The organism is Bacteroides stercorirosoris (assembly GCF_900142015.1).
In the GTDB taxonomy this organism is placed as follows: domain Bacteria; phylum Bacteroidota; class Bacteroidia; order Bacteroidales; family Bacteroidaceae; genus Bacteroides; species Bacteroides stercorirosoris.
In genome coordinates this window covers 99,744-121,304 of sequence record NZ_FQZN01000003.1, presented here as the reverse complement: position 1 = coordinate 121,304, position 21,561 = coordinate 99,744, and the positions used below count along the sequence as shown (strand labels likewise).

Below are 21,561 nucleotides of genomic sequence, written 5' to 3'. Positions count from 1 at the left end.
TAAAGAGATATTTTTTATGCCACTTTTCCAAGAAAACAAAACAAACAGTGCAGCATCACTTTTTGCACAATTCACTTCATAAATCCAGATTTATTTACTTTACTACTTCGTAATTTCTTCGCGCACCAATTTCCCTTCTTTCCATTCCTGTATTTTCACTCCAAGTGTATTTCCTTCACCTTCCATTCCGGAAAAATACAAGCGATGCTCACGACCGTCTTTCAACTTTACAATAAGTTCATCGGCTGAAGAAGCTGTAACGGACTGAACCAGACTTTCCTTTTCATAAGGTTCTATCACTGTCAGGAAACGGGCTTGCGAGGCGTCTGTACGGACACCGAAAGTGATGCGCCGTTCAGCCTCATCCCCCAATGGATAATCTCCACCGATAACAGTTTTCAGGCGTGTTGCTTGAAGGTTGCTCAAATCAAAAGTATATTCCGCAGGAGTTTCAGCACCTGCATTCACCGGTTCGGCGGGTAATCCCCATGCATAATTCTCTCCACTGATATTGATACGTCCGTCAGCATAGTCCTTTGTCAAGCCGAACGGGTTATCCTGCACATTGTTTTTAATGGACGGGAGGTCGGCAAGGCGGATAGTTTTTCCGTCTTTGGTTTCCAGTACGGCTTCGCCCCAGAACAAAGTTCCGGCTCTATTCTTATTGGGAGTGGCAGAAGACAGAGTGAGTTTTTTCACTCCGGTAACATCCACATCCACTCTGCCCTCGCCCAGAATCCAGGCGCCGAATTTACCTTCGGCAAGCGTCTTTCCATCTCCCCGGACGGCATATTGCAATAGACGTTGTGTGCCATGCTCTTCGGGAGCACGCCCGGTGAAAGCTGCGCGTTGGGTATTGGGCCAAGCATTGTAAATGTCCATATAAAGATTTCCCGGTTCACCGGATATGCGCGTTCCACGATTATCGGCATCCGGACCGAACTTCGTCAGGAAGCTGGCTTTCAGGGTTCCTGTTACGGAATAGTGGTTGACATCCGTCACCAAAGGGGCGGCACTTAAAGGGTCGGTACCGAGCTGTGCCGTATGAGAGGTATGCTCTTTACTATCCGCAGAGAGTCCCAGCAAGCCCTTCACCTGAAACAGCAGGTCAAAACGATGCTGCTTACCCTCCGTACTCTTGTCATAGTCGGCAAGAACAACATAATCATCAGTAACCACCATTAACCGGCGCTGGAAAATCGGTTCGGTAAATCCGGTCAGCACACCAAAATCCGGATGTTTATCGGGGATAGGGAAATAACGGGCTTCCCATTCCGTCTTTTCTTTAAAATCTCTCGGCCCTTTCATACTGTGGCGGAGTCCGCCGTATGCCGGATAACTCCATGCGGCAGTGCCTTCTACACAACCTGCCTGAAACAAATCGCCCGTATGGAACAAGGTGCGTTCGCTGTCGTCAGCTTCCTGCTGTTTCAAGTCGACGGTAACCATATTCTTTGAAAGGCTGGTTTGCACATAGAAGTTGTACATGTAGGGGGCATAGCTGTACCATATCATTTCAGGATTGTAGAAGCTACGTCCGTAGCGCATCAATGACAGTAATCCGGTCCGGTCGAAATGCCCGTGATAACCTCCGTGGGTTCCATACTTCAATACAGCCTGAATCTTCTCGCGGGCATCCTTTTGAGTGGAACGCAACATCAATGCTCCGGCATTGTCGGCATAAGCGCCACGCACTTCGGCAGGTTCTGCATCCGGCAGTTCCGGTACGCCGTAAATCAAATCGTTTCTTTTAGGCGTCATACGTATGAATGCTGCATAGCGCGGATCACGAAAAGCGTAATAGGCCATTTCGAAGCTGTCTCCGCCCACTTCACGTTCCGTAGCATCGTTGATGCCGAATACCCAACCGCGGTAATCAAGGAAGGGAAGCAAGGCATCGGACATCATCTTAATGGTGACGTATGGCTGATGAATAGGGCCGCGGATACGGAAACTATGACCGTGATGCAGATTACGGCTGTCCCTACGTTCATTAATGCCTACTTTATCATATTCTGGTGTCAAATTATAATCTACCGGAAATTTCTCTGTGAGTAATGAATAACCGAAAGGATTTAAAGCCAGTCCTATCTGCATATATTCACTTGCTACCCACAGGTTGTAGCTGACGGTACATTCATACCACCAACCATCGGGCATAGTGTAGGTACGGAATTTATCCATCAGACACGAAGGTGCATAAAGAGCTTCGTCCACTTTGTCAAAGTCTTGCAGTACAAGAGCAGAGAAAAAAGCACCGGTTAGTTGCGCCACCGCCCAATTGGCTCCTCCGGTTGATTTATACCGGAGTTCCTGCTCTACATACAGTCTGAAAGTATAGTCAATTTGTTCACGTTCTGCTTCACTCAATATGCCAGCATCCAAAATTAAGTCATAAGCCTGTGCCAGATGCTGAAAAAATCCTCCTTCTTGCACGGAGGCTTGATGAGACGCTTTACGGGTCAGAGGGAAACCGGTTTGATAATCACTTATCATCAATAAAAATTCTTTTACTTTCCGGGCATATTCCAGCCTGCGGGTCAACTGCCAGGCTATAGCATTATTCATCAAACCATGTTCATGATTAGTGGAACAGAGAAAAGGAATACCATCACCATTAGCCACATATGGAGGACGAGAAGGAACCGTCCAACGTTCCGCATCCTGAACATATCGCTCCTTACGCTCTTTCGCCCAATCATAATTCCCTGCTTTCCTGCGCACTTCATCCCATCCTTCCACCGTATGGATAGTAAACGGATGCGGCATACTACGCAGAGTGGTGAACGTCAATGTCCGGACTGCGGCAGGATTGGCTGAAGGAAGAATCTGTAAAGTTTGTTTTTCCCTCCCTCCGGCAGGAATACCCGGTGGAACTATCACGCGTACATTCACTTTACGGGTTTCACCGGGAGCTAATTCCAACTGTACCGGCTCAACGGTTGCAGGAAAAGCTTCCCAACCATATTTCTGAATGGAAAAGTTGACAGATTGCGAGTTCGGTTCGCAATTGGTGACAGTCACCGGATAAACAATCGTATCGCCGGGTTCACCGGGTCTTGAATAACAGTCGGCTGTTGTTTTCACAGAATTTCCTTCCAACAACCGGGTGGAAATTACTTTAACCCTGCCTCCACCTTCTCCGGACAAGCGGAAAGCAATAGACTTTATACGCCGGATGGTGCTCTGTGATGCTTGGGGAGAGTCAAAAACAGAAAAAGGAATAAGTAGCCTGCATTCTCCGTTCTTCTGCCCATGCAAAGTGAACTGGGCATGCCGGGTATTGTATATATTTTCCTTATTTAAGTCCGTTCCTGCTTTCAGGTTTTTAGCGGAAGCAAAAACTTCCACAGGAATATTATCCACACCGATCAGTTTCAGATTGACTTCCAAAGCATAATAAGACAGCAAGTCGATGACGGACTGATTGACATAAGGGTGGCGAGGCCCATCCGGTTCCGTATAAATAAAAGTACCATCAGAAGGACACGTCCAATCCTTAGCCAATCCTTGCCAGTTCTGCCTGTCGGTAAAGATTCCGGTTTCCAACTTTTGACGGACTATGGAAACATCATAAATCTTGCCCACAGACGCCGTTTCGTCATATGCTTCAAAACGAACAAGTGCGGAAGACTTGTCTTGCAAGGCAGAATCAGGGATGGGATATACTACCTCAAACAGTCCATGGCGGTTTCGGTTTAATCCTTCCGTATAAAGAAGAGTACCGTTTACGGAAATATTGAATAAGAACTTCTTCCCTTTTTCGGGTTTATCATCACCAGAATATTGAACCACCAATAATTGCGGACCTGTACCCGATGTCTTCAACTGAAAGGTATTTTGGGCGGATACACATAAAGTAATAAAGCTACACACCAACGTTAATAATGTCTTTTTCATCATGAAGTATCTATTGATTATTTCAACATATTACGAATAAAACCGATTGGTCACTCATTCCAATTGTTACCAAAGATACATTTTCCACCGAAAAAACAAACGAAATTATATTGAGTAATATCTTATCTTAATTCGTATTTACGTATAAACTTAAAAAAAATGATATCATGAGGTATATATCAATACTTCTTTCCATTCTTTTCTGCTTGCCCACGCAGGCACAGTTAGTGACATATCCTGAAAGTTTAAATCCGGGTATGCCCCATAATGACGACTACACGGTACGTGTGCGTATCCCCGGTGGGGAATGGAAAGACTTGTTCGAATACAAAGTGCAAGTGGACATGGACAATGTACAGGATGCTTCCATGGTACAGTTTGATATGGGCAGTCCTGTAGAAATCATGGTGAAAAAGAATAATGGCACAGTGCATGACGTAGCAATCCGCCCTTCGAATAAAGGCATTGAATACAAGCAAATACAAAACACCATTCTCTTCACTTTACGGCAACCTCAATATCTCTCCATCGAATTTAATGGTGACCGACTGCATAATCTGCATCTCTTTGCCAATCCTTTGGAAACAGAAAAATATGATAAAGAAGAAAAAGGCATTATGTACTTCGGTCCGGGAATACACCGCCCCAAAGACTTACCTAATAATCAAATCCGTATTTCCGGTAATACAACCGTATATCTGGCACCAGGAGCAGTAGTAAAAGCAAAACTTCTGGTAGATAAAGCAGAAAATGTTCGGATCATCGGACGAGGTATCTTAGATCATCCGATACGGGGTATAGAGATAACCGACTCTAAAAATGTACTGATAGATGGAATTACCGTAGTGAACCCTGATCATTATACAGTATTCGGCGGTGGTTCAACAGGAATTACCATCAAAAACCTGAAATCATTCAGTTGCAAGGGCTGGAGTGACGGCATTGACATGATGTGCTGCCATGATGTATTAATCGATAATGTCTTCATGCGGAATAGTGATGATTGCATCGCCTTGTATGCGCATCGATGGAACTGGTGGGGCGGTACGAGCAATATCACTGTACAAAATTCAATACTATGGGCGGATGTAGCCCACCCTATCAACATTGGCGGTCATGGCGATCCGGATTCTGCAACAGGAGAAATTGTTGAAAAAATAACATTCCGCAATATCGACATATTGGAACATGATGAAGATGACCCGATCTATCAGGGATGCATGACTGTGGATTGCGGAGATAAAAACCTGGTACGCAACATCCTGTTTGAGGATATCCGGGTAGAAAACATCCAGGAAGGGCGTCTTTTCTATGTCAAAGTACGTTTTAATTCAAAGTATGATAAACAACCGGGACATGGAATAGAGAATGTAACTTTCCGCAATATAACTTATTATGGAATCGGCGAAAATCCTTCGGTGATTCAAGGACTGGATAAAGAGCGTATGATAAAGAACGTGACATTTGAAAATATCGTCATAAACGGAAAAAAGATGAAAGACTTGAAAGAATTCACCACAAATGAATTTATTAAAAACATAAAAATAAAGTAAATAAGTAAAACTATGATACGTAAAATTACAAATTTGTTTGTGTCAGGATTATTAGTCATGTCCTGTAGTTTGCCCCAACAATCCAAAGAAGAGATTATAATCAACCTACAAGAACGGGGAGCTGATATTGCATCCTCCATGTATGGAGTATTTTTTGAAGAAATTAATCACGCCGGAGACGGAGGTTTATATGCCGAACTGGTACAGAACCGTAGCTTCGAGGAGAAAGAAATGCCTGCCGGTTTTCGTGCGGAAGGAAATAAGTTGTTGCCCAAACAAGTGAAGTACCACCTGACGGGTGAAGTGCGTGCCCGCTCCTACCGCTGGAATACGGATGAAGTTCCGGCATGGACTCTGCAAGGCAAAGATTCGCTGGCAGCGCAAATGAAAGTAACCAAGGAAAATCCAAAGTTTCCATCAGCACCCAATAACTTGAAAGTAACTATTACGGATGCCTCCCAACCAATATGGTTGCAAAATGAAGGTTACTGGGGAATGAACATCGTGGAAAGAGAAAAATACTTCTTGCGGACCATTATCCGCACTTCAACGGATTATAAAGGCAAAGTAACAGCTAAGTTAGTTTCTGCCGATGGAAAGATACTTTCTTCGGAAATATTGGAAGTAATCCCTGACGGGCGATGGAACGATATAAAGAAGACGCTGACTTCAGCCGGCAATGATGCCAAAGCCAAACTTGTACTGGAATTTGATGCTCCCGGCATAATATGGGTGGATTATGTATCACTTTTCCCGGAAAATACTTTCAACAATCGTCCCAACGGATTGAGACGGGATGTAGCAGAAATGTTGGTAGGATTGAAACCTGCCTTTTTCCGCTGGCCGGGAGGCTGTGTCGTAGAAGGCATTACGCTTGACAACCGCTTTGAGTGGAAAAAGACTTTGGGCGATCCTGCCTCCCGCCCGGGTGAATACAGCACATGGGGTTATCGCTGTTCCTATGGCTTTGGTTATTATGAAATGTTACAGTTTTGTGAGGATATCGGTGCGAAAGCAATGTATGTATGCAATGTTGGTTTAGGATGCCAGTTCCGGATGGGTGATGCCTGTCCGGAAAATGAAATTGCATTCTACATAGACGATTGTATGGATGCCATAGAATATGCGTTGGGCGACGAAACAACCGAATGGGGTGCACGACGGGCAGCAGATGGGCATCCTGCCCCCTTCCCTTTGCAGTACGTGGAAATAGGTAATGAAAACTGGGGACCGGAATACGACCGTCGTTTCGATATTTTCTACAAGTCTATCAAAGAAAAATATCCGCAACTGGTACTCATCTACAATGAGATGCCGCAACGTGAAGGACCTGCTGCGATTACAAAAACCGACATGATAGATCCGCACTGGTATGTAGACCCATATTTCTTTTTCCGCAATACGACTTTGTTTGATACATATGAACGGGGTAAATATCAGGTTTATGTAGGCGAGTATGCTTGCAACCGCAGTGTAGGTGCAGGCAATATGCTGGCAGCATTATCAGAGGCTGCTTTCATCAATGGCATGGAACGCAACGGGGATCTGGTGACAATGGCTTCGTACGCTCCTTTATTTGAGAACCGCCATGACCGCAGTTGGGCTACCAACCTCATTTGGATTGACACAGACCAGGTGGTGGGACGCAGTTCATACTATGTACAGAAAATGGCAGCGGAGAATCGCCCGACCTATAACGTGAAAAGCAATATCAATATGCATGCCGTAGATCCGGATTTATTTGACAAAGGCTATATCGGGTTCGGAGCCAATTCGGCATCGGTAGAGTTCAAGAATATTAAAATTACACAGAATGGCGTACCTACCAAGCCTGATATGGACAATTTCACTCTCCGGAAAGAAAAACAACATTTGCTGGAGGAGATATATGAAGGAGATTATACCTTGGAATGTAAAGTCCGCAAAACAGGAGGTGAACAAGGATTTCAAATCTTTCTAGGCATGAGTGCTGACGGAAAAACAGGATATCGCTACAACATCGGCATGTGGAGCAGTAATGACCGTGCTGAATTATTACGCCTGGAAGACGATAAAGAGCGTGGGGTTCTGGTCGAACACTCAGGAATGTTGATAGAGAAAGACAAATGGTATGACGTGAAGATTGTGGTATCTCCCACCAAGAGCGAGCTCTATATGGACGGAAAATCTCTTCTGACATACACAGTACAGACAATGCCGCTACAATTTATTCATTCCGGCTATGACGAAACGAATGGTGAACTGGTCATCAAGGTAGTGAATGCAGCTGCATCCGTTTATTCTACCGCCATCCATGTAGAAGGTGCCCAAAATATAGCCAAAGAAGGCAAAGTCATTTCATTAACGGCTACCAGTGGTACGGAAGAAAATTCCTATGACGAACCGAAGAAGATTTATCCGCAGGAAAATTCTTATAATGGTTTCGGAAAGGCGTTTGACTATGATTTTCCACCGTTTTCTTACACGGTATTGCGGATAAAGGCAAAAACATAAACTGGGAAATACCATAACAAGTAACCATTTTTTCATTATCTTTGTCTCTCAAGCAAGAAAATGAAGTTGCCTATTTATGAAAAACAGTATTCTTCAACTTATAGTATTTTTGTTCTTTACCATATTGATAGCCGAAAGCATACATGCTTCTTCGGCTATCAACTATTATAGTATTACCACTTCTGAAGGACTCCCAAGCAATACGGTCGGAGCCATAAAGAAAGACTCGTCTGGTTTTATCTGGCTGGGAACCAGACAGGGGCTTTGCCGTTTTGACGGATGTGAAATCAAAACATATCCGGCGTTGTCGGAGGATGATATATGGTCTATAGAAGAATTGGACAGTGATACTTTGTTGATCGGTACAGTTTCCAGTCTGAAATATTTTAGCCGAAAAGCGAATACGACAGTAAAGCTGGAACTTCCAGCCACCATTGTCAAAACAATCCAAAAGATTTCCGAAAACCAATTTCTGGCAGGCACGGAAGCCGGACTATATTTAATAAGTAACCATACTCCCCGCCAGATACTTCTGGAGACAGGGCTCTCCTCTTGTAATCACATCACCTCTATTATTCGTGAAGACAAAAATATCTATTGGTTCTCCACAGCCGACGGATTGGGACGGATTGACATCCGCACGATGAAACCCGTCATCTACCGAATGCCGGAAAACATATCAAACAGTAATTTCTTCATTTGCCTGACACGGATCGGTAACCATATCTATTTAGGTAGTTTTAATAAAGGAATATTCCGGTTCGATATGTCCGAGAAAAAATTCTCTAAAGTAGACGGCTTCGAACATAATCTGATAATGACTATAGATTGGCAGGATAATAAATTATTTGTAGGAACCAACGGACAGGGACTAAAAATAATGTCTCTGGAAGATGGAAGTATTAAGGTCGTTTCGCACAAAGAGAAAGCAAAAAATTCTATCAGTTCAAACACTATTACTTCATTTCTGTATGATAATGGTATCTGCTGGGTAGGTACCCAGTTTGGCGGAGTTAGTTATACACCGCGTATCGGTGCTAAATTTTCCTTTTACAACAAAAGTGACTTTTACTCTACGGATTACCGAGTGCGAAGTTTCTATATGTTTCCTAATAGTGATAAGCTAATCGGCACAAGGACAGGACTTTTCTACGTTCAAGAGAAAACAGGAAAAGTCAGACAATATACAATCGAGAACCGTACGTCCAACTTACGCTCAGACATTATTTTATATATAAACCGGATATCCGATAAAGTGTTGGTCGCTACGTATGGAGGAGGCATACACATCTTCGATGAAAAAAGTCTTTCCTTGAAAGATTTGTCACAGGAAGAACTCTTTCTTTATGGCTGCATCTTCCATTTCACTCAAGATGCAAAAGGTAATTTATGGTTTGCGTCCCAAAACGGACTTTATCAAAGTACTCCCGACGGGCATATTTTAAAAAGATATGATACCATGAATTCCATTTTGCCTACCAATGCCATATTCTATTTATGTTTTGACTCCATGGGACGGCTATGGATAGGCACCAAATTCGGTTTACTTTTACTGGATATTTCTACAGGAAAAATGCGGAATGACTGTTTCGGAATTCCCATTAAAAGTGAAATCAAATACATCATGGAAGACTCCCGGAAAGATATATGGGTTTGTACGGACGCCGGATTATATAAAATAGGGACAGATCTAACTGTCACTGAACATTTTACAGTCAATGACATATTACCGGACAATCAGGTAGTAAGTATTCAGGAAGACAGTCAGGGAGTTTATTGGATTGCTGCCCGGAAGGAAATTGTCCGATATGACCCTGTCGAAAAAAGGCATTATACGTATCAACGACAAGACGGATTAAGCGATATGGATTTTAATAATGATGTTTTCGTATCTAATGATAGTGTTATCTGGTGGCCCAATGAAGGTGGTTTGATTTGTACTTCAGAAAAAAACATTGATACGGGACATCCTTATATGGGGAAGCCCATTATTACTTCTTATTCCATTTCAGATGTAGAATATGATTTTCCGTATCTGGATATGTCAAACGGTATTCTCCTTCCCTCTTCTGAAAATAGTATCCGCTTCAAATTCTCTAATATGGACTACGCCCTGCCCTATGCTAACTTTTATGAGTATAAATTAGAAGGTTACGACGCTGACTGGGTGAAGCAAACTGGCATCAACGAAGTAATTTATAAAGATCTGCCCGGCGGACATTATACCTTTAAATTGCGCGATTTGAATAGTGGAGATCAAGTAGAGTCAATAGATATTCAGGTCAGAAAGTCATATTGGGTGATAGCAAGTGTACTGTTAGTAGTTATTATAATCAGTTGCCTGATCGTTTATTTCTGCTATCGGATATGGAAACTCAAGAAACGAATGAACAATGAACGCCTGATTTTAACTGCTGCCCAGGAACAAGGTAAAACTAGAAAAGTGGCATTACCTGAAACAAAAATCAGTGGAATACTCGATAATCTGCTCTCATATATGGAGCTTGATAAACCATATCTCAATGCGAAATTGGGTATAGGTGAGGTTGCTACAAAATTAGAGTGTACAGAGACTGAACTCTCCCAGTTACTTAACAATCATATGAACGTGAACTTCGCAAGTCTAACTACATATTTTATAAATATCTGATATTCATATAATTATATCTAATCATAAACTTTTGAGAAACAAAACAGAAACAAAAGTGGCAAGAACCACGATTTTGTTCCTTTACCTGTTTCCCTTGCTTTCTTTCCTGTCAGATACCTTCATTTTTGTGTTTGGATGAAAAAACGATTATTCGTTTTGTGGGCTTGATATGTTTCTTGCGGACTACTTGACTCGGTGTTTCTTTTCCCTATGATCAATCTGGTTGTCGAAATCCAAGTGTGAAATTGGCGATAGCCTTATCACTGGTGCGAAGATTTTTTGCAGTCAAAGGAAGAAAGACTTCCTGCTCCTCTTCTACGGTTCTTTGCTTCTTTGCTTCTGTTACTGACGTAAGCGACTCATGCGGTTTTCGAGTTTTAGACGGACATATATACAGTTTACTTTAGGTTAGCATATATATAAGAGCTAACCAAGGTAAACTAAAGTGTTTTTCGACCTCTTGTTTCACCTCTTTTTCGATATGGTAAGCAGACGTTGTTTCTGCCTACCTATATACAGTTTACTTTAGGTTAGCATATATATAAAAGCTAACCAAGGTAAACTAAAGTGTTTTTGCCCTGTCGATACTGCACTTCGTGGACTCTTTTCTCCTTTGACTGCAAAAACCTCTTATAGCCTTATCTCCACCTGTAACGTTCAGTCACACTGCTGTACCATGCTGTCTGCCATGTACCACCCCATCGGGCTTTGACAAGAATTGTGTTGCAAAGGTACCTGTCATGGCGTTCATCCTGCAAGGTCGGTGCCTGTGGTTTGTCCGTGAAATCTCCACGCTCTGATCATGTCAGAGGTAGTATTTGACGGCAAAACCTTGCATTGATGAGCCATAACACCTTTTGTGGCAACATAATTCTTTAATCAATCCCGATGGTAGTTGGTTCTACATAAGGGAAGAAAATAAAAATTTTATCTTATGGCTAACATTTGCGACACTCAGTACAAGGTGACAGGCTCACGCAAAGCCGTGGCTGACCTTTGGAACACACTCCAAGAGTTGGAGGTGAACAGTAAGAATGTGTATCTGTATCTCTTGGAAGAACACTATGGCATTGACTACGAGAAGAAAGGTATCTCGGTGAGAGGACACATCTATTGGGCAGAGTATGAGGAGAACGTGGAAGACGATTATGCTCTCTTGTCCTTTGACACCGAAAGTGCTTGGTCTTCCTGCGACTTGTTCTTTGAGGAGGTGAACAAGGCACTTGGCGACGAACTTTCAATCAGTTGGCGAGAGGTTGAGCCTGGTTGCGACATCTTCTATACGCACGATGAAAACGATTTCTTCCCCGAAGAGTGTTACGTCACTGCATACGGAGAACTCTTTGAGGATTGTGAGGGTGCTTACTCCACCTTTGGCGATGCTATCAAGTTGTGGTGTGAGAAGACAGGTATCTCACAGGACGGAAGAAGCGAACAGAAGATGATTGACTTCATCAATGAATACGAGTATGAGGCAGAGGACACGAACTTCTGCATCAATCCAATAACATTCGGCTAACAAGGAGGAACGGATATGGCAGCGATAGACATGGAGCAGTTGGACGGCGTTGTAGGGTGTTTCTGCACCTTGCTTTATCCCCGAAGAGGTCAGACAGAGGGAACGATTGTCGAGGACTTGGGTTGTGAGGTCATTGTCCAGCTCATCAACGGCAAGGAGGTGACAGAGTACAAGGATGACGTTGTCATCTGTGAATAATCAAGAGAAAGAGTCTGTTGGCTATGTGGCTTGCAGACTCTTTCTTCCTTTGACTGCAAAAAACTCTTTTAGGACAATCCTCAAATGAGGTTATGGCTGTTGTAACTGAAACACCTTGGGAGCAAGTTGTTCGGTTTGCTCACTTGCTCCAGTCCTGTTATAGAAGCGATGCTTCGACACCTGTATAGCGACACGCCGCAAAAGTCCCTTCGCCATTTTAAGCGACCCGTCACCTTGTTAGAGGAATGGTCATTTCGCCTCTTGGTTTTACTCGTCTGTCTTTGGCGACTCTTCCTTGTCGGACACAGAACTTGGTCTTGTCATGATGACAATGCTATCGGCAATCCTCTGATGTCTGTCCTCCTTTGGCTTGTTGCCTCTGTTGGTAAGCTGACCCTTTGGCTTGTCGTTCGTAGTGCATCAACGTTCATGCTCCTCCATCTTCTGTAGATACAGCTGTAAGGTCGGATTTCCAGCTTCGTTTCTTCAGGCAAACCGCCATAGCAGTGCCCCTGTCAGTTGGCTTCGCCTTCTTCCGTCACGACTCGGGATAGCCCAAGCAAGCTTGGGTCTCTCCTCTCGCTGCTCCGTCAGTTGCATACGGATTGCCTCCTTGCTTACAACCTTTGTTCCATTGTTTTGCCCCGTCTTTTTCTGAATTGAGCTATTTGAAAGCCACTTATTTTTACCATGCAAAGGTAGCGTGATGCTGCGAAGGACTTCCTCCTTCTTGTGTGGCCGCTGTCGCTGTGACCAATAAAATAGTGCGTAATCTTCCTTTTTCTCCCTTACCGCCAACGACAAAAAGAGTATTGCGAACGATTTTCATGGTGCTTCCCACATGATGCCACATCCCTGCTTTTGAATGCATGTAAAAATTAAGTTTCACTTTTAAATTCAATTCAAAATGAAAAAGATCGAGAACAACTTCACAGTATCAGGTTTCGTAGGTAAGGATGCAGAAATCCGTCAGTTCGCAAACGCCAGCGTAGCACGCTTCTCATTGGCAGTAGGCCGTCAGGAGAAGAACGGCGAGGAAACCAACCGCGTATCGGCTTTCATGAATATGGAGGCATGGCGCAAGAACGAGCACACCGAATCATTCGACAAGCTCACAAAAGGCACATTGCTCACCGTCGAGGGTTTCTTCAAGCCAGAGGAATGGACAGACAAGGATGGCGTGAAGCACTCCAGAATCATCATGGTTGCAACCAAGTTCTACGAGTGTCCCGACAAGGAGGAGACTCCTGCGGAAGAGCCGGCCAAGCCAGCAACCAAGAAAGGCAAGAAATAGCCTTTCCTCTCCATAACAAGGCGACCTTCGGGTCGCTTTTGTTTTGCTCAGGGACAACATTCTGGCTGTTATAGCGTTTTTCTCTTCTCAGATAACAACCGTTTTCTGTTATTGGCTATATCGGCAATGCCGTCTTCCCTTATTCTAACCACTTCGTCCCTCTCCATTTGCGAAGCGTCACCAAGATGGTTGACATACAGACATTCCTGGCTGATGGCAACAAGGTTGCTATTAGCCAAGAAAGACAGTATGCCAAGGTCTGAACGCAAGAGGACTGCCATCTATGCCACAAGCTGTCGAAGCCAGGGCTTCTAAGAATTGTGTCCTTTGCTGGCAATCCACTCGCTTTGATGTTCAGACTGGCAATCTTGCGACAGCTTCACTACCCACCCACACCAGCTTTACTATTCTTCTTCTCTTTGACTGCAAAATATCTTCTGTTATAAGCGGTGGTTCCGTCTATGAATTGAGTTTTACCGCTTCGCCCCACACCTTCAGAACGGCATTACTGTACGGACACCGCACGAATCCCATGTGACAGGCAGCCAACAATGGCACTATCAGAAACTGCCACTTCTGATAACTGCCTTTATTGCTGTCTGGCTGTCCCATTATCGGGCTTCGGCAATGACCGTGTAATGCCATTCTGCCCACCCATACCACTTTTACCACTAATCAACTGTTTTACAATATTTCTTCTGCTATACAAGAGCCACTTCTTGTCCACTCAGGCATATTGAATGTGGCAGACATGTCTGCTACGTCCAATCTGCCTCAGTGTCCTGCGGCAAGGACAAGGCACATTTGTCATGCTGACAAGAGTGCCCGATTTGTCCGTTGCGCAACTGTCTCGTCTTACCTGATATACGTTACTATCTACCTCTAAATTATACTGCTTTGCCCCACACCTTTGCGAAGCGTTACATGGTCTGTCGTCATACAGACACCCTTGGCTGATGGCAACACGTTGCTATTAGCCAAAGCTGACAGTATGCCGAAGTACCGACGCGAGAGAATTGTCTGTCCGTGCTACAAGCTATCAAGGCTGAAGCTTTGATGACTTGCATCCCGGTCAGCCAACACACTCGCTTTATGTCGGTACAGCAGACCTGCAAACGCTTCACAGCCCACCCTGTTCCTGTTTAACTCTTTCTTCTCACCTCATTATATTAGATAATGTTGCCACTCTTACAAATAGCATCAAAGATCTTCTTCCAATCAGCGCAGTGGTTGGCATATTTCCTGCAAAGTTAGCCGCCTCTGAGACAATCGTCAAATTCTGCTTGAGGTCTTGTGACTGTGAACAATCTTCCTTTTCCTCGGAAAAGAGTATTCTTCACACATAATTTGTCTTTATGTCTTTTTTGCGGCTTGTGGAAGCAGAAAATATCCCTCCACAGGCTGAAAGGCCTCGAAAGGAGGGAAGAGAAACAAGTCCAGCGACATGGGCGACAACAAAATGATTGTATCACTAAAATTTGAAAGGCAATGAAGATTATCATCCTGCATGATGCTGACGCACGCATCGAGTATCTTGACGTAGCCGACCATCTTATCGGCTCTGACATCGAGGAGTTCCTCACCAGACAGGGCTTCTCAGTGAACAACATCACATGGCTTGTCACATCGGCAGACCATATCCCAGTGGTTTACCACAAGTATGACATCGACCGCAAGACCGGCGAGGCAACCCACACCCAACGAGAGGCAGAACTGCAAGACCTCACTATCCACGGACAACTCCAGGCATTGAAGCACCGGGAGCAGGACGAACTAAAAGCGGCTCTTCGCAAGTACGGCACGGAAGTGGACGGAGGCTTTGAGGTGCATTTCGAGGGAGAGCAGCCCATCGTGGCAGGTTATCTCTTTGACGAGCCTCGTGATATAGTCATAGATGCAGCACGTTTGGATGCTGACGGCAACTTGTCGCTTCTCGGAGAGGACAAGGAAGTGAGGGATGGACAATACGACATAGAGGCAAGCGAAATCTTTGGCGGACAATTAAGCTATGTCACGTCGAGTATCGGAGCATGGATGAAGGAGGAGCAGTTATGACCGAGTGCATCGTATATGACGAGACCACCAAGGAGAGCGAGACCTTTTGCTCATTGACCGCAGCCAAGAAGTGGATGCGAGAGCGCATCAAACAGAAGCATGAGGTAAGCGGACAGAAGTACAGGGTATATTCCGACGGAGAGTTTGTTAATTGCGGCTCTATCAGTCTCACAGGCAGCAACAAGTCTTTTGTCGCCAATACAAGGCAGACGAAGAAAGGATATTAATAACAAGGTAACGGCAAGCCTAACCAACTTGCCACTATAACATTTTTACATTATGATTTACACTCACACTATCGGACGCATCGGAGCAAAGGATTGCCGCGTCATCACAGGTACACACGGAACATTCATGGCTGTTGACATCGCAGTGGACGACTACAGCAAGGGCAAGCAAATCACCACTTGGGTAAGGGTGAAGAGCAGCAAGGAGAACCATATCCGCTTGGCAGAATACCTTACCAAGGGTCGTATGGTGCTTGTGGAAGGCACACTGACTTCTTCCATTTGGACAGACCGCAACGGAGAGAACCACATACAGCATAGCATCATAGCTGACTCCATCGCCTTTGTCAATGCAGGGAAGAAGGATGCAGCCGACACCCCAGCAACAAAGGCACGTAAGGCAGCCAAGGCAGAGGGCGAGGCTCCCGTACCGCCAGCCGATGCACCGCAGGACAAGAGCGAAGACCTTCCCTTCTGAGGGTAGTATCAACTGAGAGTAGTACGTACTAATCGTAGTAAATCCGCTTTTACTATGGTTAGTATGTACTATCAGTAGTAGAATAGTAAAGTAGTATTCACTAATAGTAGTATCATGTTATGACACAGATAATTGCAGTATTAAATCACAAAGGTGGCGTAGGGAAAAGTACGACCGCAGTAAGCCTTGCGGCAGCTCTGCAACTGAGTAAGAAGAACGTCTTGGCTATTGACATGGATGGACAAGCTAACCTCACAGAAGCCTTGGGATTGTCCATCGAGGAAGAACAGACAGTCTATGGCGCAATGTGTGGACAGTACACCTTGCCGTTGGTCAAGTTGCACAATGGCATCACGGTTGTTCCTTCTTGCCTTGACCTTTCAGCGGCTGAGTCAGAGCTTATCAGTGAGCCGGGACGGGAGCTTATCTTGAAGGGACTTATCACCAAAGCCATCGCCAAAGAGCATTTCGACTACATCATCATCGACTGCCCACCATCATTGGGCTTGCTGACCTTGAATGCCCTCACCGCAGCAGACTACATCATCATCCCTGTTCAAGCACAATACCTTGCCATGAGTGGTATGGCAAAGTTAATGGATATTATCCGCATCGTTCAGGAGCGGCTTAATCCCAACCTCAAAGTGGGCGGTATCGTCATCACCCAGTTCGACCGCCGGAAGACATTGAACCGCAGCGTGAGGGAAATCGTCAATGACAGTTTTCACGAGAAAGTCTTCAAGACCGTCATCCGTGACAATGTGGCTTTGGCAGAAGCCCCCATCAACGGCAAGACTATCTTTGAGTATAACCCCAAGTCCAATGGTGCCAATGATTATATGTCTTTGGCAAAAGAAGTGTTGAAACTAAAATAGTATTCCCATGAGCAAGAGCAGTATGTTGAAAGAGGGAATGAAAGGTGGTCTGAACGGACTCCTTTCTTCCACAAAGAAGCCGAGTAAAGAGCAGATAGTCACAGAAACCACACAAGCCCCACCAGTGTCTGTTTCTGAGGCTACAGAAGTGCCAGTACATTGCAACTTCCTTATCAACAAGAGCATCCATACGAGGATGAAGTACCTCGCCATCAAGAAAGGAATGTCCTTGCGTGATATTGTCAATGAGGCAATGACCGAATACCTAAAGCGGCATGACACATGAGTGCCGCGCGGTATCATCGCCGGACAGACGATGATACCGCTATCTCTTCTATGAACAGGCTTTACTATCTGTAGTATGGTAGTAAACACTATTCGGCTATTGTACTATTCTACTACTCGTAGTCGATACTACTTTTAGGAAATACTATCCGAACCTAATATAAGACATTGGTGCTTGACATTTATAAATATGCATCTTGCCCGATATACGTTTTTTGTCCCATCACTTTCAAACAATTTCCTCTTTTCCCTTATATCAACTATCGTTCATACCCATATACAGCCTCACCCCACGCCATCCCGCCCGTTTTCTCTTTTACATAACAGATTTCTTTTCGCCTGCCTTGCCGCTGCGGATATTGTTTTGCAAAGGTAATGCTGGCGATTGTTCAAACACCAAATCGTCCATTGCATTGACCGAAAAATCTTCCTCTGCTTGCAGAGCGTATTTTTCGCTCCCGATTTGGTTTATTGACCGCCATCACTCTTGAAAAGCAAAAAATATCCCTTGGACAGGCAGGAAAAACCTCCGAAATAAGGGAAGAAAAAAACATCAGAGAAATGGCACATAAGAATGACTATCAAATCCAAAAGCAGTTGGACAAGCCTCAGACTTGGTTCTGCAAATACTATCCCGCACGCATCCGCAATGTGGGTGAGAAAGAGATTGCCGACAGACAATTAGTGTTCGACTTCAAGGACGGAAGAGCCTATGAGGAAGTGGCGCAGCGCACCGCAGAGAATATGCTGACACTCTATGGCAAGGGTTGCGTGAACATCGTCTTTGCCCCCGTTCCGGCATCCACAAGCGAGAGCAACGAACTCCGCTACAAGGCTTTCTGCCACAGGGTTTGTGAACTGACAGGAGCGGAAAACGGCTACGAGCACGTGAGAGTATGCGGAGAGCGCAAGACCATCCACGACAACCGCAAGAACGAGGATGAAGTCCGCAAGGCGAATGTCGTTGAGTTTGATGAGCCGTTTTTCGACAACAAGATGGTGTTGGTCTTTGACGATGTGATAACCAAGGGTCTCAGCTATGCCAAGTATGCCAACCAACTCGAAAGTCTCGGTGCATGTGTCATTGGTGGCATGTTCCTCGCACGCACACATTATAAAGTAAGGTAAAGTATGACAAAGTACGACAAGGCAGTGTCCGTATGCTTCAGCGGACACCGCAGCGTACCCTTCGCCAAGCGGAGGGAGTTGAAGCAATGTCTGAAATCGGAGATAGCCAAGACGTATGCCGACGGCTACCGGTGTTTCTATTGTGGTATGGCAATGGGATTTGACCTGCTGGCGGCAGAAGCCGCCCTTTCGTTGCAAAGCGAGTTGAAGGACTTGCAGGTGATAGCCGTTGTGCCGTTCCGTGGTCAGTCTGACAGGTGGAGCAGAGAAGCGCAAGCCAAGTACGATGCCATCCTACGCATCGTGGATGACGTTGTCGTATTGAGCGAGCGATACTACAACGGCTGCCTTCTGAGGCGCAACGACTACATGGTCAACCGCAGTTCAAGGCTCATAGCCTACTTCGATGGCAATCCCAAGGGCGGCACGTTCTACACCGTCAGAGAAGCCAAGCGGCAGGGATTGGACATAGTGAACCTATATCAGAGTGTATAACCCATAAAACAGAAAATGCTTATGGACGATATTGTTGCAATCATCGTTTGCTACTTCGTGTTCGGAGCTTTGGGCAATGTGCTCAGAGCTTTGTTCGGTGGAGAGAGACGAAACGACTTCCGCAGAGACAGATGAGCAACTCTGTATATATTTCATAGAGTGTACTACGACTTGCCTTTGTCGCCGTATTGTACCCTCTCTTCCGCTGCCATCTGAATTTCCTCAGTAGGCAGTGCGTATTGCCGTGCGCTGTTCGGGGCAGTGAAGGTGGAACCAGTGGCGGTGGGAGCAAGACGTTCCTTCAGACGGGTGTTGCGCTTCAGCACCTTCATGTTATGAATGGCGTAGGCAAGGGCTTTGGTCTGACCCACCAATACGCAAATCTTCTTGGCACGGGTGATACCTGTATAGATAAGGTTGCGCTGAAGCATCACATAGTGAGTCATCAGCACCGGCATCACTACGATGGGATATTCCGACCCTTGCGACTTGTGGATGGTGGTGGCGTAGGCAAGGGTCAGCTCGTCGAGTTCCGACGCTTCATATTCCACCATCTGACCGTCGAAATCCACCGTCAGCGTGCGCTCCTCCATATCCACGGAGCGCACATAGCCGAGGTCGCCGTTATATACATCCTTGTCGTAGTTGTTGCGCAACTGCATCACACGGTCGCCCTCCTTGAATGTGTAGCCGCCACGGGCGAGTGCCGCCGTGTTGTGGTTCAGTGCCTGTTGCAGAGCCATGTTCAGGTTGGCTGCCCCCACCACGCCGCGCTGCATGGGCGTGAGCACCTGTATGTTCGCCGTCGGCTGGCGGTAAGCCTTGGGCAGTCGGTCGCGCACCAACGAGACGATGGTCTCCGCCACCTTCTCCGGCTCTTCCTGCTTCATGAAGAAGAAGTCGGTGTGCTGACCGTTGCTGATGTCGGGAAAGCAGCCACGGTTGATGGCATGGGCACTCATTACGATGCGGCTCGACTGTGCCTGCCGGAAGATGCGTGTCAGCCTTACCACAGGGATGACTCCCGAATCGATGATGTTGCGCAGCACATTGCCGGCTCCCACACTGGGCAATTGGTCGATGTCGCCCACAAGCACTAAGCGCATCGTCGTGGGCAGTGCCTTCGTGAGGTTGTTCATCAGGATGATGTCTATCATAGAGCACTCATCCACTATCAGTGTATCCCCCTCCAAGGGGTTCTCGTCATTACGCTTGTAGCCATCCTGCGGATTGTATTCCAATAGTCTGTGAATGGTCTTCGCCTCCATACCCGTTGCCTCACTCATCCGCTTGGCGGCACGCCCTGTGGGAGCGGCAAGCAATATGCGCATACCTGCCGACTGCAGGGCGGCGATGATGGCTTTGGTCGTGGTGGTCTTTCCTGTGCCAGGACCACCAGTGAGCACCATCACTTTCGAGGCGATGGCCTGTCGGATGGCTTCCACCTGCACCTCGTCGTATTCAATACCAGTTTCCCTTTGCAACTTGGCGAGGTCGAAGCGAGCAGTGAAGATGGAACCAGTCTCTTTTGTATGAACCAAGGTGCTCAGACGGTTTGCCGTGCCGCACTCGGCATAGTAGAACGGCGGCAGGTAGATTGCAGTGTCATCGAGCATCAAGTCCTCCGTCTCGATGGCGTGGGTCATGGCGTTGCGGATGCATTCCTCGTCGGCTTCAAGCAACTGCCTTGCCGTGGCTATCAATTGCTCCTCCTCTGCATAGCAATGTCCCTCGTCAGCCAGTTGGTTGAGCGTGTAGATGAGTCCGCTGCGCAACCGCCTTTCGTCGTTCATCTCATATCCCATCTTGCGGGCGATGCCGTCGGCGGTCTTGAAACCGATGCCCCAGATGTCGTCAGCCAGTCTGTAGGGATTCTCCTTCACCTTGTCGATGCTCTCCTTGCCATACTGACGGTAGATTTTCGCCGCGTATGCCGTGCTCACTCCGAAGCCCTGCAGAAAGAGCATCACGTTCTTGATGTCCTTCTGCTTCTCCCAGCTCTCGCGTATCTTCTCCACCCGCTTCTTGCCGATGCCCGGCACCTCGTAGAGCCGCTCGATGTCTGTCTCGATCACCTCGATGGTGTCCGTTCCGAAATGCCCCACGATAAGTTTGGCGAACTTAGGACCGATGCCTTTCACCAGTCCGCTGCCCAAGTATTTCTCAATGCCGTAAGCCGTGGCAGGCATCACCTCCTCCCACGTCTCGCACTGAAACTGCTGTCCGTACCGCTTATCCACCCTCCATTCGCCTTCGCACAGCAACACCGACCCTGCCGGCACTTCCAGCAGGTTGCCCACCAAGGTGACGAGGTCATCGTACCCCTTCACCTTGACTTTCATCACCGAATAGCCATTCTCGGCATTCTGGTATGTGATGCGCTCTACGACGCAACGGAGTTTGGTCATGCT

General features: G+C 46.1%; 17 protein-coding genes. 13 read left to right on the top strand and 4 right to left on the bottom strand.

Annotated elements, in window-relative coordinates:
- Positions 1 to 102 precede the first annotated feature (102 nt).
- Positions 103 to 3,903, bottom strand: coding sequence for a hypothetical protein (locus tag BUC01_RS03525; protein WP_073312738.1), 3,801 nt, complete (start codon positions 3,901 to 3,903; stop codon positions 103 to 105).
- A gap of 164 nt (positions 3,904 to 4,067) precedes the next feature.
- Here BUC01_RS03525 and BUC01_RS03520 point away from each other — a divergent pair, with 164 nt between their 5' ends.
- The 6 genes from BUC01_RS03520 to BUC01_RS03480 all read left to right on the top strand — a co-directional run bounded on the left by BUC01_RS03520 (position 4,068) and on the right by BUC01_RS03480 (position 13,607).
- Complete coding sequence (locus tag BUC01_RS03520; protein WP_073312737.1) at positions 4,068 to 5,453, top strand: glycosyl hydrolase family 28 protein; 1,386 nt, start codon at positions 4,068 to 4,070, stop codon at positions 5,451 to 5,453.
- 12 nt (positions 5,454 to 5,465) lie between these two features.
- A complete protein-coding gene (locus BUC01_RS03515; protein ID WP_073312736.1) occupies positions 5,466 to 7,946 on the top strand; it encodes an alpha-L-arabinofuranosidase C-terminal domain-containing protein in 2,481 nt (826 codons plus the stop codon).
- 76 nt (positions 7,947 to 8,022) lie between these two features.
- A complete protein-coding gene (locus tag BUC01_RS03510; RefSeq protein ID WP_083595429.1) occupies positions 8,023 to 10,596 on the top strand; it encodes a ligand-binding sensor domain-containing protein in 2,574 nt (857 codons plus the stop codon).
- Positions 10,597 to 11,530: 934 nt separating this feature from the next.
- Positions 11,531 to 12,115, top strand: coding sequence for a hypothetical protein (locus BUC01_RS03500; protein ID WP_025830715.1), 585 nt, complete (start codon positions 11,531 to 11,533; stop codon positions 12,113 to 12,115).
- Positions 12,116 to 12,130: 15 nt separating this feature from the next.
- Complete coding sequence (locus tag BUC01_RS03495) at positions 12,131 to 12,313, top strand: hypothetical protein (protein ID WP_025830716.1); 183 nt, start codon at positions 12,131 to 12,133, stop codon at positions 12,311 to 12,313.
- Between the two features lie 907 nt (positions 12,314 to 13,220).
- Positions 13,221 to 13,607, top strand: coding sequence for a single-stranded DNA-binding protein (locus BUC01_RS03480; RefSeq protein WP_004319910.1), 387 nt, complete (start codon positions 13,221 to 13,223; stop codon positions 13,605 to 13,607).
- 68 nt (positions 13,608 to 13,675) lie between these two features.
- On the opposite strand, the gene BUC01_RS25375 is transcribed toward BUC01_RS03480, so the two are convergent.
- The gene (locus BUC01_RS25375; RefSeq protein ID WP_175560859.1) at positions 13,676 to 13,888 is read right to left on the bottom strand and encodes a hypothetical protein; all 213 of its coding nucleotides are present in this window, start codon (positions 13,886 to 13,888) and stop codon (positions 13,676 to 13,678) included.
- 178 nt (positions 13,889 to 14,066) lie between these two features.
- Entirely contained in the window at positions 14,067 to 14,279 is a 213-nt protein-coding gene (locus BUC01_RS25745; RefSeq protein ID WP_243462264.1) for a hypothetical protein, read from the bottom strand.
- 816 nt (positions 14,280 to 15,095) lie between these two features.
- Here BUC01_RS25745 and BUC01_RS03465 point away from each other — a divergent pair.
- The 7 genes from BUC01_RS03465 to BUC01_RS03430 all read left to right on the top strand — a co-directional run bounded on the left by BUC01_RS03465 (position 15,096) and on the right by BUC01_RS03430 (position 19,150).
- On the top strand, positions 15,096 to 15,662 hold the full coding sequence (locus BUC01_RS03465) for a hypothetical protein (RefSeq protein WP_025830717.1): 567 nt from the start codon (positions 15,096 to 15,098) through the stop codon (positions 15,660 to 15,662).
- A complete protein-coding gene (locus BUC01_RS03460; RefSeq protein WP_243462265.1) occupies positions 15,659 to 15,889 on the top strand; it encodes a hypothetical protein in 231 nt (76 codons plus the stop codon). The genes BUC01_RS03465 and BUC01_RS03460 overlap by 4 nt, the downstream gene beginning before the upstream one ends.
- Before the next feature lie 52 nt (positions 15,890 to 15,941).
- Entirely contained in the window at positions 15,942 to 16,367 is a 426-nt protein-coding gene (locus tag BUC01_RS03455) for a single-stranded DNA-binding protein (protein WP_073312733.1), read from the top strand.
- A 119-nt stretch (positions 16,368 to 16,486) separates the two neighbouring features.
- On the top strand, positions 16,487 to 17,242 hold the full coding sequence (locus tag BUC01_RS03450) for a ParA family protein (RefSeq protein ID WP_025830719.1): 756 nt from the start codon (positions 16,487 to 16,489) through the stop codon (positions 17,240 to 17,242).
- A 7-nt stretch (positions 17,243 to 17,249) separates the two neighbouring features.
- Positions 17,250 to 17,528, top strand: coding sequence for a plasmid partition protein ParG (locus BUC01_RS03445; protein ID WP_025830720.1), 279 nt, complete (start codon positions 17,250 to 17,252; stop codon positions 17,526 to 17,528).
- 560 nt (positions 17,529 to 18,088) lie between these two features.
- Positions 18,089 to 18,655, top strand: a complete 567-nt coding sequence (locus tag BUC01_RS03435) for a ribonucleotide-diphosphate reductase subunit alpha (protein ID WP_025830721.1) — start codon at positions 18,089 to 18,091, stop codon at positions 18,653 to 18,655.
- 3 nt (positions 18,656 to 18,658) lie between these two features.
- Positions 18,659 to 19,150, top strand: coding sequence for an SLOG family protein (locus BUC01_RS03430; RefSeq protein ID WP_025830722.1), 492 nt, complete (start codon positions 18,659 to 18,661; stop codon positions 19,148 to 19,150).
- Positions 19,151 to 19,314: 164 nt separating this feature from the next.
- Here the strand turns inward: BUC01_RS03430 and recD2 are convergent, their stop codons facing one another.
- Positions 19,315 to 21,558 carry an SF1B family DNA helicase RecD2 gene (recD2, locus tag BUC01_RS03425; protein ID WP_025830723.1) on the bottom strand — a complete coding sequence of 748 codons (2,244 nt, stop codon included), beginning with the start codon at positions 21,556 to 21,558 and terminating at the stop codon, positions 19,315 to 19,317.
- Positions 21,559 to 21,561 lie beyond the last annotated feature (3 nt).

Excerpts from the sequence above, each read along its gene's own strand:
- BUC01_RS03525 (WP_073312738.1), bottom strand. The coding sequence starts at position 3,903 with ATGATGAAAAAGACATTATTAACGTTGGTGTGTAGCTTTATTACTTTA.
- BUC01_RS03520 (WP_073312737.1), top strand. The coding sequence starts at position 4,068 with ATGAGGTATATATCAATACTTCTTTCCATTCTTTTCTGCTTGCCCACG.
- BUC01_RS03515 (WP_073312736.1), top strand. The coding sequence starts at position 5,466 with ATGATACGTAAAATTACAAATTTGTTTGTGTCAGGATTATTAGTCATG.
- BUC01_RS03510 (WP_083595429.1), top strand. The coding sequence starts at position 8,023 with ATGAAAAACAGTATTCTTCAACTTATAGTATTTTTGTTCTTTACCATA.
- BUC01_RS03500 (WP_025830715.1), top strand. The coding sequence starts at position 11,531 with ATGGCTAACATTTGCGACACTCAGTACAAGGTGACAGGCTCACGCAAA.
- BUC01_RS03495 (WP_025830716.1), top strand. The coding sequence starts at position 12,131 with ATGGCAGCGATAGACATGGAGCAGTTGGACGGCGTTGTAGGGTGTTTC.
- BUC01_RS03480 (WP_004319910.1), top strand. The coding sequence starts at position 13,221 with ATGAAAAAGATCGAGAACAACTTCACAGTATCAGGTTTCGTAGGTAAG.
- BUC01_RS25375 (WP_175560859.1), bottom strand. The coding sequence starts at position 13,888 with ATGGCAGTCCTCTTGCGTTCAGACCTTGGCATACTGTCTTTCTTGGCT.
- BUC01_RS03465 (WP_025830717.1), top strand. The coding sequence starts at position 15,096 with ATGAAGATTATCATCCTGCATGATGCTGACGCACGCATCGAGTATCTT.
- BUC01_RS03460 (WP_243462265.1), top strand. The coding sequence starts at position 15,659 with ATGACCGAGTGCATCGTATATGACGAGACCACCAAGGAGAGCGAGACC.
- BUC01_RS03455 (WP_073312733.1), top strand. The coding sequence starts at position 15,942 with ATGATTTACACTCACACTATCGGACGCATCGGAGCAAAGGATTGCCGC.
- BUC01_RS03450 (WP_025830719.1), top strand. The coding sequence starts at position 16,487 with ATGACACAGATAATTGCAGTATTAAATCACAAAGGTGGCGTAGGGAAA.
- BUC01_RS03445 (WP_025830720.1), top strand. The coding sequence starts at position 17,250 with ATGAGCAAGAGCAGTATGTTGAAAGAGGGAATGAAAGGTGGTCTGAAC.
- BUC01_RS03435 (WP_025830721.1), top strand. The coding sequence starts at position 18,089 with ATGGCACATAAGAATGACTATCAAATCCAAAAGCAGTTGGACAAGCCT.
- BUC01_RS03430 (WP_025830722.1), top strand. The coding sequence starts at position 18,659 with ATGACAAAGTACGACAAGGCAGTGTCCGTATGCTTCAGCGGACACCGC.
- recD2 (WP_025830723.1), bottom strand. The coding sequence starts at position 21,558 with ATGACCAAACTCCGTTGCGTCGTAGAGCGCATCACATACCAGAATGCC.